14 protein-coding genes and 1 pseudogene are annotated in these 16,072 nt (G+C 43.0%); 11 read left to right on the top strand and 4 right to left on the bottom strand.

The genetic code is table 11. The features are described from left to right. Positions 1-40 precede the first annotated feature (40 nt). The 5 genes from guaB (at position 41) to VIB_RS10060 (ending at position 5,557) form a co-directional block, all read left to right on the top strand. Positions 41-1,504 (top strand): IMP dehydrogenase, encoded by a 1,464-nt coding sequence (gene guaB / locus VIB_RS10080; RefSeq protein WP_040904637.1) that lies wholly within the window; start codon positions 41-43, stop codon positions 1,502-1,504. 90 nt (positions 1,505-1,594) lie between these two features. Continuing rightward, positions 1,595-3,148 (top strand): glutamine-hydrolyzing GMP synthase, encoded by a 1,554-nt coding sequence (gene guaA / locus VIB_RS10075; RefSeq protein ID WP_004395834.1) that lies wholly within the window; start codon positions 1,595-1,597, stop codon positions 3,146-3,148. A gap of 60 nt (positions 3,149-3,208) precedes the next feature. Then, on the top strand, positions 3,209-3,421 hold the full coding sequence (locus tag VIB_RS17910; RefSeq protein ID WP_050782725.1) for a hypothetical protein: 213 nt from the start codon (positions 3,209-3,211) through the stop codon (positions 3,419-3,421). 262 nt (positions 3,422-3,683) lie between these two features. Next, positions 3,684-4,127, top strand: a complete 444-nt coding sequence (locus VIB_RS10065; protein WP_040904634.1) for a DUF6932 family protein — start codon at positions 3,684-3,686, stop codon at positions 4,125-4,127. Further along, entirely contained in the window at positions 4,124-5,557 is a 1,434-nt protein-coding gene (locus VIB_RS10060; RefSeq protein WP_004395833.1) for a helix-turn-helix domain-containing protein, read from the top strand. The genes VIB_RS10065 and VIB_RS10060 overlap by 4 nt, the downstream gene beginning before the upstream one ends. A gap of 249 nt (positions 5,558-5,806) precedes the next feature. On the opposite strand, the gene VIB_RS10055 is transcribed toward VIB_RS10060, so the two are convergent. Beyond that, positions 5,807-6,262 (bottom strand): hypothetical protein, encoded by a 456-nt coding sequence (locus VIB_RS10055; protein ID WP_004395832.1) that lies wholly within the window; start codon positions 6,260-6,262, stop codon positions 5,807-5,809. Positions 6,263-6,625: 363 nt separating this feature from the next. On the opposite strand from VIB_RS10055, the gene VIB_RS10050 reads away from it, so the two are divergent. From VIB_RS10050 to VIB_RS10035, 5 genes are all read left to right on the top strand, one after another. After that, entirely contained in the window at positions 6,626-6,811 is a 186-nt protein-coding gene (locus VIB_RS10050) for a hypothetical protein (protein ID WP_040904631.1), read from the top strand. A 283-nt stretch (positions 6,812-7,094) separates the two neighbouring features. After that, a complete protein-coding gene (locus VIB_RS10045; RefSeq protein ID WP_004395829.1) occupies positions 7,095-8,546 on the top strand; it encodes a chitinase in 1,452 nt (483 codons plus the stop codon). A 261-nt stretch (positions 8,547-8,807) separates the two neighbouring features. Beyond that, on the top strand, positions 8,808-9,341 hold the full coding sequence (locus VIB_RS17905) for a BCCT family transporter (RefSeq protein ID WP_050782724.1): 534 nt from the start codon (positions 8,808-8,810) through the stop codon (positions 9,339-9,341). Next, a complete protein-coding gene (locus VIB_RS10040) occupies positions 9,265-10,266 on the top strand; it encodes a BCCT family transporter (RefSeq protein WP_004395828.1) in 1,002 nt (333 codons plus the stop codon). The genes VIB_RS17905 and VIB_RS10040 overlap by 77 nt, the downstream gene beginning before the upstream one ends. A 245-nt stretch (positions 10,267-10,511) precedes the next feature. Continuing rightward, positions 10,512-11,105, top strand: coding sequence for an acetate uptake transporter (locus VIB_RS10035; RefSeq protein WP_004395827.1), 594 nt, complete (start codon positions 10,512-10,514; stop codon positions 11,103-11,105). Positions 11,106-11,160: 55 nt separating this feature from the next. Here the strand turns inward: VIB_RS10035 and pcp are convergent. The 3 genes and pseudogenes from pcp to VIB_RS10020 all read right to left on the bottom strand — a co-directional run bounded on the left by pcp (position 11,161) and on the right by VIB_RS10020 (position 14,900). Then, positions 11,161-11,806 (bottom strand): annotated as a pseudogene (gene pcp / locus VIB_RS10030) (pyroglutamyl-peptidase I). Between the two features lie 167 nt (positions 11,807-11,973). Continuing rightward, positions 11,974-13,380, bottom strand: a complete 1,407-nt coding sequence (locus tag VIB_RS10025) for an alanine/glycine:cation symporter family protein (protein ID WP_040904629.1) — start codon at positions 13,378-13,380, stop codon at positions 11,974-11,976. Between the two features lie 254 nt (positions 13,381-13,634). Further along, on the bottom strand, positions 13,635-14,900 hold the full coding sequence (locus tag VIB_RS10020; RefSeq protein WP_004395825.1) for a D-amino acid dehydrogenase: 1,266 nt from the start codon (positions 14,898-14,900) through the stop codon (positions 13,635-13,637). Between the two features lie 103 nt (positions 14,901-15,003). Here VIB_RS10020 and VIB_RS10015 point away from each other — a divergent pair, with 103 nt between their 5' ends. Beyond that, the gene (locus VIB_RS10015; protein WP_004395823.1) at positions 15,004-15,909 is read left to right on the top strand and encodes a LysR substrate-binding domain-containing protein; all 906 of its coding nucleotides are present in this window, start codon (positions 15,004-15,006) and stop codon (positions 15,907-15,909) included. Positions 15,910-16,072: the final 163 nt, after the last annotated feature.

The raw sequence follows: 16,072 nt of genomic DNA, 5'->3' as shown, positions 1-16,072 counted from the left end.
GATTTATTACTCTTAACCTTCACGTTGTGAGATATTGCAAATGCTAAGAATTGCTAAAGAAGCTTTGACCTTCGACGATGTTCTCCTCGTCCCTGCACACTCTACTGTCCTCCCTAATACAGCCGATCTTCGCACTCGACTTACCAAAAACATTACTCTCAACATCCCTATGATTTCTGCGTCTATGGATACAGTAACAGAAGCTCGCCTAGCAATCGCACTTGCACAAGAAGGTGGTCTTGGTTTTATCCATAAAAATATGTCGATAGAACAGCAAGCTGAACAAGTTCACCAAGTGAAAATCTTTGAAGCCGGCGTGGTTACTCATCCTGTCACCGTTCGTCCTCAAGCCACGATTGCTGATGTCATGGCGTTGACCGAGAAACACGGCTTTGCCGGCTTTCCTGTTGTCTCTGAGAACAACGAACTGGTTGGGATCATTACCGGACGCGATGTGCGTTTTGTTACTGACTTAACCAAGTTGGTTTCTGATGTGATGACACCAAAAGATCGTCTGGCGACGGTGAAAGAGGGCGCTTCAGGCCAAGAAGTTCAAGAGCGGATGCATAAAGCTCGCGTTGAGAAAATTCTGGTTGTTAATGATGAATTTCAATTAAAAGGCATGATCACTGCTAAAGATTTCCACAAAGCAGAAAGCAAACCTCATGCATGCAAAGATTCTCAAGGACGTCTACGAGTCGGCGCTGCCGTTGGTGCTGCTCCGGGGAATGAAGAGCGCGTTAAAGCGTTAGTTGAAGCCGGTGTTGATGTACTGCTGATTGACTCGTCTCATGGCCACTCAGAAGGCGTATTGCAACGGATTCGTGAAACACGCGCCGCTTACCCTGATCTTGATATCATTGGTGGCAACGTGGCGACCGCCGAAGGTGCCCGAGCACTGATTGAAGCGGGTGTTAGTGCCGTTAAAGTCGGTATTGGCCCAGGTTCTATCTGTACTACGCGTATCGTTACTGGTGTAGGTGTTCCGCAAGTCACCGCCATTGCTGATGCTGCTGAAGTGGCTAATCAATATGGCATTCCTGTGATTGCTGATGGTGGTATTCGTTTCTCGGGCGATATTTCTAAAGCGATTGCTGCAGGCGCATCTTGTGTCATGGTGGGTTCAATGTTTGCTGGCACCGAAGAAGCCCCAGGAGAGGTTATCCTCTATCAAGGCCGTTCTTACAAAGCTTATCGTGGCATGGGTTCTTTAGGTGCGATGTCAAAAGGCTCTTCTGATCGTTACTTCCAAACCGATAATGCGGCAGACAAATTAGTCCCTGAGGGTATTGAAGGTCGTATCGCTTACAAAGGTCTATTAAAAGAGATTGTTCATCAGCAGATGGGCGGGTTACGTTCATGCATGGGCTTAACTGGCTCACCAGATATTGAAACCTTGCGTACTCAAGCGCAATTTGTTCGTATCTCTGGAGCCGGCATGAAAGAGTCTCATGTCCATGACGTACAAATTTCTAAAGAAGCACCTAACTATCGAATGAGCTAACGTAAACGTTTGCTTTTTTCCTTGATGCCATTCTGAGAGGCGAGTAGACTCGCCTCCGTTTCTTAATTTAGCTGATAAGACTGCTTAACTATGACCAAGAACATTCATGATCAACGAATCCTTATTTTAGACTTTGGCTCACAATACACTCAATTAGTTGCCCGTCGTGTACGTGAAATTGGTGTTTACTGTGAGTTGTGGAGCTGGGATGTCGAAGAAGCGGACATTCGCGAATTTAACCCAGACGGCATTATTCTGTCTGGTGGCCCTGAAAGCGTAACTGAGCTTAACTCACCTCGCGCGCCTCAATATGTATTTGATTCAGGTGTGCCGGTATTTGGTGTGTGCTATGGCATGCAAACCATGGCTGAGCAGTTGGGTGGTCGCGTAGCTACTTCCACCGAGCGCGAGTTTGGCTATGCGCAAGTTACGGTTTCTGGTCAATCGGCGTTATTTAACGATCTTGAAGCGATTCAAGATGTTTGGATGAGCCACGGTGATAAAGTGGTGGAAATTCCAGCCGACTTCGTAAAAATTGGTGAAACCGAGACCTGCCCATACGCAGCCATGGCCAATGAAGAGAAAAAATACTACGGAGTTCAGTTCCATCCAGAAGTGACGCACACCAAACATGGCCTGAAAATGCTCGAGAATTTCGTACTCGATATTTGTGGTTGTGAACGTTTATGGACGTCTGAATCAATCATTGAAGATGCGATTGCTCGGATTAAAGAGCAAGTCGGTGATGATGAAGTGATCCTTGGCTTATCTGGTGGCGTTGACTCATCGGTTGTCGCTATGTTGGTACACCGCGCGATTGGTGAACGTCTGACTTGTGTCTTTGTCGATAACGGCTTACTGCGCTTGAACGAAGGTCAGCAAGTGATGGATATGTTTGGCAATAAATTTGGCCTAAACATCATCAAAGTCGATGCTGAAGAGCGCTTCCTCGCTGCCTTAGAAGGCAAAGCCGATCCAGAAGAAAAGCGTAAGACGATCGGACATGTGTTTGTTGATGTCTTTGATGAGCAAGCCAAGAAATTGAAAAACGCTAAGTGGTTAGCACAAGGCACGATTTATCCAGATGTGATTGAGTCAGCCGCCTCTAAGACCGGTAAAGCGCATGTGATTAAATCACACCATAACGTCGGTGGTTTACCGGATGATATGGAAATGGGCTTAGTGGAACCATTACGTGAATTGTTTAAAGACGAAGTACGTAAAATAGGTCTTGAGTTAGGTCTACCTTACGACATGCTATACCGCCACCCATTCCCAGGACCAGGTCTTGGCGTGCGTGTCCTCGGTGAAGTGAAGAAAGAGTATTGCGATTTGCTACGTCGTGCTGACGCTATCTTTATTGAAGAGCTGCACAATGCGGATTTGTACAATAAAGTGTCGCAAGCGTTTACCGTTTTCTTACCCGTGCGCTCTGTTGGTGTAATGGGCGATGGCCGTAAATACGACTGGGTTGTGTCACTACGCGCAGTAGAAACCATCGATTTCATGACTGCCCATTGGGCTCACTTACCTTATGAATTTTTGGGTAAGGTTTCCAACCGCATTATCAATGAAGTGAGTGGTATTTCTCGCGTGGTGTATGACATCTCTGGTAAACCACCCGCGACCATTGAGTGGGAATAGGCTTAGTTGTAAAAACTAACCAAGTTCTTATAAAATAAAAATGCCAGTCAGTATTACTGACTGGCATTTTTATTTGTTTTCATTGTGATGTTAGCCTTCAATTTTTTGGGGCAGTGGCTGCACAGCACCGGACACGGCCCGAAGATGAAAGACATTGCCGACAAAATGGAGGTTTTCCAAAACAGGTTGGCCGGGCGTGCTTACAAGGACATGACGAGATCGGTCGATCAAATCGACAAAATGAGACATTGGCCATTTGGCCGACGCAAGTAGTTAGAAAGCACACGGGCCGGTGATGGTGTTCCACTTTGTACTACTGCCTCATCATTGAGACAGTATTAAGCCCCATAGAAAGAAACCATAACTAGGCTAATGTTGTGGTGGTGTGGTTAAGTAAATGCAAATCATTGATATATAAGATTTTATTTGTTTTTTTGTCATCATTATAAATATGCTTTTTAATTGATTTCTATTGTAATAAATGCTATAAATCTACAAGTGACACAACAATATTGTTGGGGGGGGTTCTAAAGGAATGATACCAGAATTTAATGAGTCGGGTAATTTGCCAGAAGGAGTGCATTTAGCCTCGATGGAAGAATTGATCGCACGATTTGGCTACAACCCAAAGCGTGCTTGGTTAATTGATGGACTAAAGCTTCTAATTTCAGCGCTCGAAAGTGCGAACTGTAATTTGGTTTACATCGATGGAAGTTTTGTTACATCAAAGGAAATCCCTGGTGACTATGATTTGTGTTGGAGTCTACATGGTGTCGATGAGTCGAAATTAGATCGTGCACTTATTGATTTTTCTCCATCAGGTAGAAAATACATGTTGCAGAAATATCGAGGCGATATATTTCCTGCAGAATTACCAGAAGGAGGGTCGGGAAAGCTATTTGTCGATTTTTTTCAAACTGATAAAAACACCCTTGAGAAAAAAGGCATTGTGGCAATTCAGATTGGAGGTTCATCATGATTAAAAATAATAAGCAGTTAGCTTTAACCAAAAAACGTATACAAGAGTTTTCTGAAGCAATTGAAAAACTTAATAGAGAAGAGTCTAAATTTTCTCCATTGTTAGCGAAAGCTCAGATTGATGCACTAATGTGTCAGCGTGATGAATTGGTTGAGCAAGCGGAAGAATACGAACTACTGTTATCTGGTGAACTTGCTATTTTTGATGTGAATAGTATTTCTGATCTCCCTAAAGCTCTTATTATGTCTCGTATTTCAATGGGGTTAACTCAAAAAGATCTGGCTGAAAGACTAGGGATGAAAGAGCAGCAAATACAAAGGTATGAAAACACGGAGTATAGCTCCGCAAGTTTTAGTACTCTTGTTTCAATTGTAGATGCTTTAGATTTAAAAATAACAGAAGATGTCTTTTTACCTAAAGATTCTAGAGAGAAAAATATATTAATATCAAAGCTAAATGATGCTGGTTTAGATAGAAACTTTATTGAAAAGAGAATTTCACCTCGTGATTTGATGCCTTTCGAATATGGCCTTTGGGTAGAAAAAACAGTAGAAAAACTTCAATCTATATTTGGATGGAATAAGGATCTTCTATTAGGTGATAGGCCGTTAGTTTTTGGGCGTGATGGATCAATGGTTGCAAGGTTTAAAATGCCAGTAGGTGCTAACGAGCTATATACAAGTGCTTATACGCAATATGCTTATACAATTGCAAATATTGTAGCTAAGTACTGTTCTTTAGAAAAGAAAGACATACCTCAGGATGCTAATGTAGTTAGAGGTGATATTCTAGATAAATATGGCGAGTTAACATTTGAATCAGTTTTATCTTACGCTACTGATCTGGGTGTTCCTGTTATTCCTTTGAACGATTCTGGAGCTTTTCATGGCGCGACTTGGCGTATAAATGGTAGAAATGTAGTTGTACTTAAGCAAAAATCTAGACATACATCAAAATGGATGTTTGATTTACTTCATGAGCTCTACCATGCATCCCAATCACCAGAGCTGGATGAGTTTATAATTGTTGAGCTTAGTGAGACAAGTGAAGAGCGGAGAAATGACCAGGAAGAAATTGATGCTAATAATTTTGCAGCAAGTGTTCTTCTCGGTGAAAAAGCCGGTAGTTATATTGAGCAATGCTTTAAAAATGCAAATGGTAATATTGCTTGGCTGAAAAATTCAGTTATTAAGGTCGCCGAAGAAAACGATTTAGATTGTGGTGTTTTAGCATATCAAGTAGCAAATAAATTGGACTCTATATCCAAACAGACTGGAAAGAAGGTCAATTGGTGGGGAGCTGCAAATAATCTGCAAAGGAATACTTGTGAGCCAAGTGATCTATGCTTTGATCAACTTTCAATAAGTATTAATTTTGACCAAATGGAAGAGTTTGAGAGAGAATTGATTGAGCAAGTATCTGCTGATTAAATATACTTGAAATTAAGGAACATGAAAATTTTAATGATGCGGCGAGAGAGTGACTCGATAACTAGTGGTTGTATAAACTCTTTCATTAGCATTCTCGTTGGAATAGGCAAGGCTATAAATATATAACCTGGTCTTTACTTAGAAAACATGATGCCAGTCAGTATCGCTGACTGGCATTTTTTATTTGGATAATTGTTTATTAGTCTGCTTAATTCGGGAATAAAGGTGAGTTATGTCAATGATGAGAGGCTAACAATTTTCAGCGTATTCACCAATTTGAACGATAATCTTTTCTAATATAGATAGATACTCATAGTTTGCAGTGTATTTAGTTTGAAAGCCATAATCTGCATGGAGTGCTTTAAGGTATTTTCGTTGCTCATTACAACGCTCAGCTATTACTTTATATAAGGTCTTTTGGTTTGCAATAGATTTTTCGTATTGAACCTTTAACTCAGATAATTCGCTTTGTGCACTTTTCAATTCCCTAGATAGGTGCTTGTTATCGTTTTCAAATTGAATTTTATGCATTTCTAAGTTTTTAGTTGCTAACTCTAGGTTTTTCTTATCCAATTCTGTTTGCACATTGTAATAGGCTAAACCAAGACTGAAGACCACTGCTCCAACTACAAAGCCTCCAATCCAGAACTCTTTAGTACCAACTCCCTTCAAAACATCTTGAATAGTAGGTGCACTTACTGTCATCAGTTTTCCTTTTTAGTAAAGAGTCAGTGCGACTTAATCTGACTCTATATTGAGGTAGCGTTACTTGGTAGAGGATTTGCTCGGCTTTAGGCCTGGAGTGTTGCCTGGCGTTTTTTTGTTATCACGTCGACGTTGATCTGGCTTGCCGGTCGACTTGGCTATTGGTTTTGGTCCTGGTTTTAAACCCATAATTTTAACCTTGTTTATGATAAGGTCATTCCTCACTGTACACTATTTGGTCAATGCTAATGGTTTTCAAGATATGTATGAAAAATAATCTAAAAATACACTTAAGGTTCCTTGCTGGTAACTCATGTTTTGATACGCTATCTAAAATGTACAACGACAAGTTGGAGATACAAGGTGGATAGAGTTGCATCGAGCCCGCGAGTGCTTACTGATGAAGAGAAACAAGAGCTTCGTCGTGACATGGCAGAATCGTCAGCCTGGGCCAAAGCCGAACTAAAACGTCGACGAACTGCAAAAAATCAAAAAAATTCTTTGCATGGTATCGATGATGGTATCGGCGAAGGTGGTATTTCTAACTAGCTGTTATTTAGTTAGATTTCATGCTTGTTGATATTCGAGTGGGAATGATTTCCCAGTATTCGTTTTTTGAGTTTACTGTTTATCAAACCTCAGGTTCTGCCTGAGGTTTTTTATTGGATCACATTTGTCGTAGTGCTTCCAAGAAAAATGTCACCATGCAACATGGACGCAGGATGATCGCTAGTGCCTCGCAAAACCGTCTTATCATCATTGGTTTTTGCTTAAAAGCAGATGAATAGCCTCTATCCTAAAGTGGCGTTTATCAATAAGAGGGATTTTTTTCATGTTCATACTCAATAAAACGGCCTGTTGGGTGAGTCTTATTTGTGCACTGCCAAGTTATGCAATGACTATTCAAGTCGATCCTCTCGACAGCTCCGGATACGTGGTATCTCGCGTGGAGTTACAAGCCATTGAGCAGCAAAAAGCGGCTGATCCTATGTATGCGATTTGGTCACAGGCTTTACGAACAGCGCCCAATAGTTTAGTCGAAAGTATTGAACCGGGATTGGCGAGTAATCCAGACAATGTGAAGCGGGTAGAGCGGGTTTTTCCTGAGCATGAGTGGAATTTCCTCACTCATATGGCCGCACCAGAATACACCTATACTCGATTTTTAAGGGCTATCGGCAAGTTCCCCGCCTTTTGTGGTGATTATGAGGATGGACGGGATGCCGATGCCATTTGTAAAAAGTCGGTGATCACGGCTTTTGCTCATTTTGCTCAAGAGACGGGTGGTCATATAGCGAAAGATAATATTTCTGATAATCCACTTGGATTGGAGGAGTGGCAGCAAGCGCTTGTCCATGTTAGGGAAATGGGCTGGTCGGAAGGACAGCTCGGTTATACCACTGGGTGTGGGCAAAATGATTGGCAAAACCGGAAATGGCCTTGTGGTGATGGGCAAGGCTATTTTGGTCGTGGTGCCAAACAACTTTCTTATCACTTTAATTACGGTGCTTTTTCCGAGGTGATGTTTGATGGTGATGCTTCTGTATTGTTGAATAATCCTGGATTAGTCGCGGACTCTTGGCTGAATCTTGCTTCTGCGATTTGGTTCTTTTTAACGCCTCAAGCGCCTAAACCGGCGATGTTGCACGTTATCGACCGAACTTGGACACCTTCTCAACGTGAAATCGATGCAGGAATTGGTTATGGATTTGGTACCACCATCAATGTCATTAATGGTGGAATTGAGTGTGGCGAGCAAAACAAAGATAAAGGTCAGCCGGTTAACCGGATTCGTTATTGGGAAGGTTTGGCTGAGCATTATCAGATCCCGATTGAAACTGATGAGCTGAATACTTGTTGGCAACAAACGCCCTATGGCAGCTTAAATTTAAATGGCGCAACGGATGTCCTTTACACCAATTGGGATGGTAACTGGCGTTATTATCCTGATCGTCCCGGTGGTTACTCTTTTGAATGTAATTTAGTCGGCTTTCAAACCGCCTATTCAGCTCTGGTTGAAGGCGATTATGAAAAGTGTGTGACTAACTATTATCAGTCTCACGCTAGCTGGCCTAAAGTACGAGTGGTGGAACAATTAGAGTCAACCGAGCCTGAACAGCCAGATGAGCCACCGGTTGAAGGAACTGAGCTATGGCAAGCCAGTAAAGTTTACTATGCTGGTGATCTCGTGACTTATCAAGGTGCGGTATATCAAGCGAAATGGTGGTCGCAAGGTGATGTACCAACGGCGGGTGATCCTTGGATAGCGATTACACAGCCCTAGATAAATAGCGTTATCTTTAAAGCAGCAGGCGATATGGATTAACTCATATTACCTGCTGCTTTTCTCGACAAAGGGCAGGAGATGAGCATCAAGGTTACAAAAATGAAAATAAACTGTGTTAAGCTAAGTCAACATATGCCACGGTTTTTGTATATTCTCAGCATGGTTTTGGGATCGTACTTAGCAATGGTTTCTGATGACCTATTAGCGGATTAATTGCGTATTAGGTTATGCCGATTGACTGACTGATACCTGATAATCATGATTTTTTTACCACAACCTTCCCACCGCCTGATTTTTTTTGCCGCTTTGATTGCGGTTTTTTTTGTCGCTTTTCCTAGCATCAGCGTGGCTAAGCTTGCTCAATTAACCCAATGGAGTATTGAGCAGTTTGACGATCAAATTATCCTTTTTTCCAGCTTGGCTGTTGTCTTGTGCGTCGTACTTTGTTTAAGCCCAATCGGTAAAAAAACACTCGGTGATGGTCAGCCAGAGTTTTCTTTTACGACGTGGTTAATCATGCTCTTTACCACTGGGATGGGTTCGGGGTTAATTTTTTGGGGTGTTGCGGAGCCGATTTTCCATTTTAATCATCTGCCAAGTATCGATTATCAAGGCGATCAAAAAGATCTCGCTTTAGCCTTAACTTATTTTCACTGGGGAATTCATGCTTGGAGTTTGTATGCGCTCGCTGGGTTAATGATGGCGTGGCTGGCTTATGTACAAAAAAAGACCGATGCGAGTCAGTGCGTCTTTTATCGGCCATCAAAAAGCTGGTTGGCTAGCTATCATTGATTTAATCGCAGTATTGGCGATTTTATTTGGCATTGCTGGTGTGTTGGCCAATACCATGGCGCTGGTTGAGCAAGGGATACGTAGTGTTAGTGGTTATCAAGGGGATTTAACCGTATTTCGTATTGGTTTAACGGTATTACTTGGCGTGTTATTTACTGCATCAAGTGCACTAGGATTACAAAAAGGCATTAAGCAACTCAGCCGTTTTAACGTCTTGCTCATGTTGGTTTTATTTGCCGTGGTATTGGTTTATGTTGATACCTTAGCGGTTATTCAGCGCCTATTGAGTTCTTTAGTCACCTATATCAACATTCTGCCGCAAGTCTCGTTCGGTGCTCTGGGAGAAAATAAAAGCTGGAGTCAAAATTGGACGGTGATTTATCTGGTTTGGTGGATAGCGTGGACGCCGTTTGTTGGGCCATTTATTGCTCGCATTAGCCGCGGACGAAGTATTCGACAATTTTTGTGTTGTACCGTACTGATCCCCACTCTTGCCTCTGTTTTGTGGTTTTCCGGTTTTGCTGGCGCAATATTTGATAGCCTTTATCTACAAGAAGTGATCACGGCAGTGAGTGATGATTACACCAAAGGCTTATTCGTGTTTTTCTCTCATCTTCCTGCGAGCAATCTATTAGCGATAGTGGCGCTGATATTGTTACTGACGTTTGTTATTTCAAGTGCTGATTCGGCTATCTATGCCGCTGGGATGTTGACCAATGATCAACGTTTGACCAGTAAGATCAGTTGGTCAGTGATTGTCGTCACTTTAGCTATTGCCTTGGTTACGATTAACGATGTTGATCTCAATAAACAGATTGCCATCGCAGGGGCACTGCCGTTTACGTTTGTATTAATTGCACAAGCTTGCTTTACCTTGTTAACTCGCGACTCATCCTCAGCTCAAGCCGCTGAACCAGAGGGCTAAAATAACTTAAGCTGAGTTATTCTCGGTATTGATTGAGGGCTGAGATAGGCGGATGACCAGCAAAGGTATCAGGTCTGATCCATCCTTGGTTTTCTGATAGTTCAGGCCCTTTGACTATAGAAAGCTAAATGTAACAAAAGTTGTATAAATGTAATCTAAGTTTTCATTAATGGTTTTTCCTTTTTGACGACTTGTTCACTAAACTTCGCGCGTAATTTTTATTAACATTTTTGAAGGTAATGTGAATGTCGACGCAACTTGCTAACCCTGCGCCGCTTGGCTTGATGGGTTTTGGTATGACAACAATTCTACTTAACATCCATAATGCTGGTTTCTTCCCAATTGATTCAATGATTTTGGCTATGGGGATCTTTTATGGTGGCCTGAGCCAAGTGATCGTTGGCATCATGTGCTTTAAACGCGGGGATACTTTTGGTACCACTGCGTTTACCTCATACGGTTTATTTTGGTTAACCTTAGTTGGTCTATTAGTGATGCCATATATGGGACTGCCAGCCAGCCCGGCTCATTTTATGGGCTGGTATTTAACGTTGTGGGGCATTTTTACTGGCTTCATGTTTATTGGTTCACTGTGCTACCCAGTCGCTAAACAAGTGGTGTTTGGTTCATTAACGATTTTGTTTGCTTTATTGGCGATCCGTGATTTTACTGGTAGTGAGCTGATTGGTACGATTGCTGGTTTTGAAGGTATTTTCTGCGGTGCGAGCGCGATTTATTTTGCCATGGCGCAAGTGATCAATAATGAATATGGTAGAACCGTATTACCGATTGGTGCTAAGCGTAAAGCGGCGGTGGTAACTGAGCCGGTTAGCGCTTAAATCTAATATGGTCCATCAAAGCTGGCTCAGGCCAGCTTTTTGCATTTTATGACCATCAGCACACACTTCCACCGACGATTTGTCTGTCTTGTTTGCTGTGATAACAGGTTTGAATCATGACTCGTACGGCTGCTATGAGCGGTTCTAATCCTAAGCTGGGTAGTGATGGATTAGTCGCTGGAACTTGTTCTGGTAATGCTGGGATATGGATAAAGCCACTCGGAATATCATGTTGAGCTAAATAGTGCTGCACAGCATAAAACAGATGATTACAGACAAAGGTTCCTGCCGAGTGGGATACTTCGGCGGCGATCCCCGCTTGTTGTAAATCCTCCACCATGGCTTTGACCGGCAGGGTAGTAAAGTACGCCGCTGGTCCATGGGGAATAATGGGTTCATCGATAGGTTGATGACCGGCATTATCGGCTATCCCGGTAGTCATCAAGATTAATGGCTACTCGCTCTGGTGTAATGGCGGCGCGTCCGCTGGCTTGCCCGAACATCAAGACTAAATCGGGTTGATGTATCTCAATGGCTTTAATCGCAGTTTCAGCGGCTTGATAACGGACCACGGGTAGAACACAGCCGATCGTTTCAACGCCAGGAAGTTGTAGTTGTTGTTGTGCATTGATTAATGCCAGTGATGGGTTAAGGCTATCCTCTCCAAATGGCTCAAAGCCGGTGATCAGTACTTTAAACATCCATGTAAATCCTTATAAAGCCGGATTATGGCACAGTTTATCCTGCGCTCGTTTTTTATTACAATCAGCATTATGCAAATATAAAAAAGGGTTAGCAATCGCTAACCCTTGGTACTGTTTTTTGTTTTTATATACAGCAAGTTGTGTTTACAAAGCGGCCTTATTATTTAGGTACTTGGCAGCTCGGTTGCTTTACCTTCTTCAGGTTCAGCTGTGGGAGCTTGGCCGGTTTTACGTAGGTATTTCTCTTCCCAATAAGTGGCATTTTTAATGCCAAGCTTGACGGGGTTGAAAGTAAATTCTTCAACGCCTTGCTTTTGTTGTTCTTCATAATCTTTTAGCGCCACGATGGTCGGTTTAGCCAAAAAGAAGATAATTAAAATACCGACAATATTGAGCCATGCCATTAGCCCTACACCAACGTCGCCGAGCGCCCATGCAAGGTTAGCGGTATTGATACTACCGTAGAACACCACTGCAACCATGGCCACTTTGAGTAAAAACATAGCACTACTGATTTTGAAGCTACGGCGAATGTAGGCAATGTTAGTCTCTGCGATATAGTAATAAGCTAATATCGTGGTAAATGAGAAGAAGAACAGCGCCATAGCAACGAATGGCTTACCAATCCCTGGTAGGGTGGTTTCAATCGCCATTTGGGTAAAGGCTGGGCTGTTAGCTGCAATGTCGGCTGGTAAATTTTGCAGTATCATCCCCTCTGCGCCGTGAACATTATAAGCGCCGGTTATTAGGATCATGAAAGCAGTGGCTGAACAAACCAGTAAAGTATCAATATAGACAGAAAATGACTGAACTAACCCTTGTTGCACTGGATGTTGGACACTCGCTGCAGCTGCAGCATGAGGACCGGTTCCTTGACCTGCTTCATTAGAATATACGCCACGCATCACCCCCCAACCGATAGCAGCACCAAAGCCAGCCATAGGCGTGAAAGCATCACCAATAATCATAACGAAGATTGCGGGAACTTGAGTGATATTTAAAAGAATGATGATAAAGGCGAGGATAACGTAAGCCAGTGCCATAAAAGGAACGACAAACTGAGTAAATTGAGCAATACGCTTAACGCCACCGAAAATAATGAAAGCCAGCACAATACAGATTAATGCACCGGTAAAGATCTTCGCAAAACTAAAGGTGCCCATGGCTTTTTCAATGTAATAAGCCGGTCCACCACGGAACTGACCAGTATCTTTGTCTTCTTCTTTATAAATTTGCGCTAAGGTCGACTCTGCATACGCGGTGGCAGCACCAAAAAAGGCCACCATCCACATCCAAAATACTGCGCCTGGCCCACCAAAACCAATCGCTGCAGCGACACCAGCTATATTACCTGTCCCGACTCGACCGGATAAAGATACCGCCAATGCCTGAAAAGAAGATATTCCTTTTGATGAGCTTTTACCTGACAGTAACAAGCGCCACATTTCGGTGAAATGACGAACTTGTACAAAGCGAGTATTGATTGAGTAAAACAAACCAGCGCCAAGACATAAATACACTAGGGCTGGGCTCCAAATTATTCCATTAATAAAATCAACAAATGACTGCATGAAAGTTTCCCTGTTAACGAATTGTTGTGTTTGTTTTGCATCCACATCTTAAATCTCTTGTAACTATTTTGTTAACTGGTTTTTTCTTTCTTGTGTGTTTGCGTGGCTTTGATCACATAAATAGTCGTAACATGTTAATTTTTAGTGATGTATTGTGCGAGGGTGATAGAGGCTAAACAAAAATGGCTCATACACCATAACGGTGTTGAGCCAGAGAGGAGGTGAAAATACGGATTGATTAGACGCTCATAATCCTATGATACCGCCTGACCATAGCGAGACACGTTGAGTTCACTGGTTTTTATTTTACTCGGACGTTGGCTGATAATATCAGCCAGTAAACTGGCTGAGCCACAAGCCATCGTCCAGCCTAATGTGCCATGTCCAGTGTTAGTATAAAGATTGTCGAGCTTGGTTGCGCCAATGATTGGCGTACCATCGGGAGTCATTGGGCGAAAGCCAGTCCAAAATTCCGCTTGTTCGAAATAACCGCCTTGAGGGAAGAGATCCTTCACCACCATTTCAATCGTGGCTTTACGCGCTTCGGGAATTGAAGGGTCAAAGCCCGCTAATTCAGCGGTTCCAGCGACGCGAATACGTTCATCAAAACGGGTTAGGGCAACCTTATAGGTTTCATCCATCACGGTGGATTGCGGAGCAAAATCGGCGTCACGGATCGGTACGGTTAATGAGTATCCTTTTACTGGATAAACGGGGAGATCAATGCCAAATGGTTTGAGCAGCGCCGGAGAGTAACTGCCCATCGCAACCACATAAGCATCGGCTTTAAGTAGCCCCTTATCGGTTTGGACACCGGTGATCTTATTGCCTTCGCTCAGTAAGCCTTGCACTTGAGTATTAAACTCAAAGCGTACGCCTTTCGATTTTGCTAACTCGGTTAATTGTTGGCAAAACAGATAACAGTCACCAGTTTCGTCATCGGGTAAATAAAGGCCACCAACCAGTTTATCTTGAACAGGCGTTAATCCTGGCTCTTGTTTCAAGCAGCCTGCGACATCCATCAGTTCGAAACGAGTGCCACTTTCTTCCAGCAACTGCATGTCTTTTTCAACCGCTTGCAATTGTTTCTGCTTTCGAAACACTTGCAAGGTGCCTTTTTGGCGGCCTTGATATTGAATATCGTAGTTTTTATTCAACTCAATCAAACACTCTCGGCTATGATTAGCAATCGATAACATGCGAGCTTTATTAATTTGATAACGAGATAACTGGCAGTTCGCCAGCATTTGGGTTGTCCAATTGAGTAGCTTGGGATCAAGTGATGGCTTAATTTTCAGCGGTGCGTGTTTTTCCAGTAGCCATTTGATGGCTTTTTGCGGTACACCTGGGGCTGCCCAAGGCGAAGAATAACCGTAGGAAACTTGCCCTGCGTTGGCAAAACTGGTTTCTTCTGCACTTCTGGCTTGACGATCGATAACCGTCACACTGTGCCCTGCTTGTGATAAATACCAAGCACTGGTTAAGCCAATAACACCACTACCTAAAATAATAATTTCCATGACAACCTCCAAATTAACAACGTAAGTAGTTTCTTTGCTTTACCTTTTGTTAACAATCGATAAAAATTATCATCAGTGTTTAGTTTTTCTAAAGGCTCTTACCATGTTAAAGAATACTTACCTTGCAGCATTACATACCTTTGTACAGGTCGCTCATCATACCAGTTTCAGTAGTGCGGCCAAAAGTTTGCACATTACGACGGGAGCGATTAGCCAGCAATTATTGCAGCTTGAAGCGCAATTAGGTTTTAGTCTTTTTGAACGGCACTCGCGAGGGGTGCGGTTGACCGAAGCGGGACAAACCTTGTTGGTGGTTGTCCAACGTAGCTTGCAAGATATTGACAGTACAATTGAGCATCTTAACCAACGAGCCAATCGACGTGAGATACGTTTAAAACTCACCCCATCATTTGCTTTTAAATGGTTGGTGCCCCGGCTGGAAGACTTTTATCGTCATCATCCTGATATTCAAATTCAAACCTTCGCGGAAGGAGCATTGGTGGATAGCGATCGGCGCGATTTTGATCTGGCGATTGACTACGGGCCGTTTCCTTATTCTAAAGCCAACGCAGAATTATTATTGGAAGAGTATTTATTACCGGTTATGAGCCCGGCTTATCTGGCGGCTCATCCTGATTTAATGACACATGCTCGTCGTCCATCGGCGTGGCGCGAGGTCGTTTTGTTGCATGATGCCATGCCATGGGCAAAAGCGGCGCGAGATTATGAGTGGTTGTATTGGGCTTCGGAAATGGGCATTGAATTGGCGACTCATCAAGGTCATTTTTTTAATCGAACCGACATGGCCATGTCGGCGGCTGAGGCGGGCGTTGGTATCGCGATGGCAAGGCTGGCTCTACTGAGTAATGAATTAGAACAGGGCAAATTAGTCACGCCATTTGAGCCAATAGCGGCGAACGCTGGCTATTACTTTATTGTTCATAATCAAACGGAAACCACGACGATTTTTATTGAATGGTTAAAAGGGCAAGTTTATCGAGCTGATTAATCGATACGATTGGCGATGGCTGCTTACTCTGTAGTGATATGTACTGGCGAGTAACGATGAATCAATCTGATCGTTCAAAAATCTTAACCAAGTTGCTGAAAAACTCAGGCTAGGTTTCATCGCTACGCCCCGTATAATAGTGAGAACTTGTCCTACTTGCCCA

This window comes from Vibrio metschnikovii CIP 69.14 (genome assembly GCF_000176155.1).
In the GTDB taxonomy this organism is placed as follows: domain Bacteria; phylum Pseudomonadota; class Gammaproteobacteria; order Enterobacterales; family Vibrionaceae; genus Vibrio; species Vibrio metschnikovii.
This window is presented reverse-complemented; position numbering and strand designations above follow the sequence as displayed.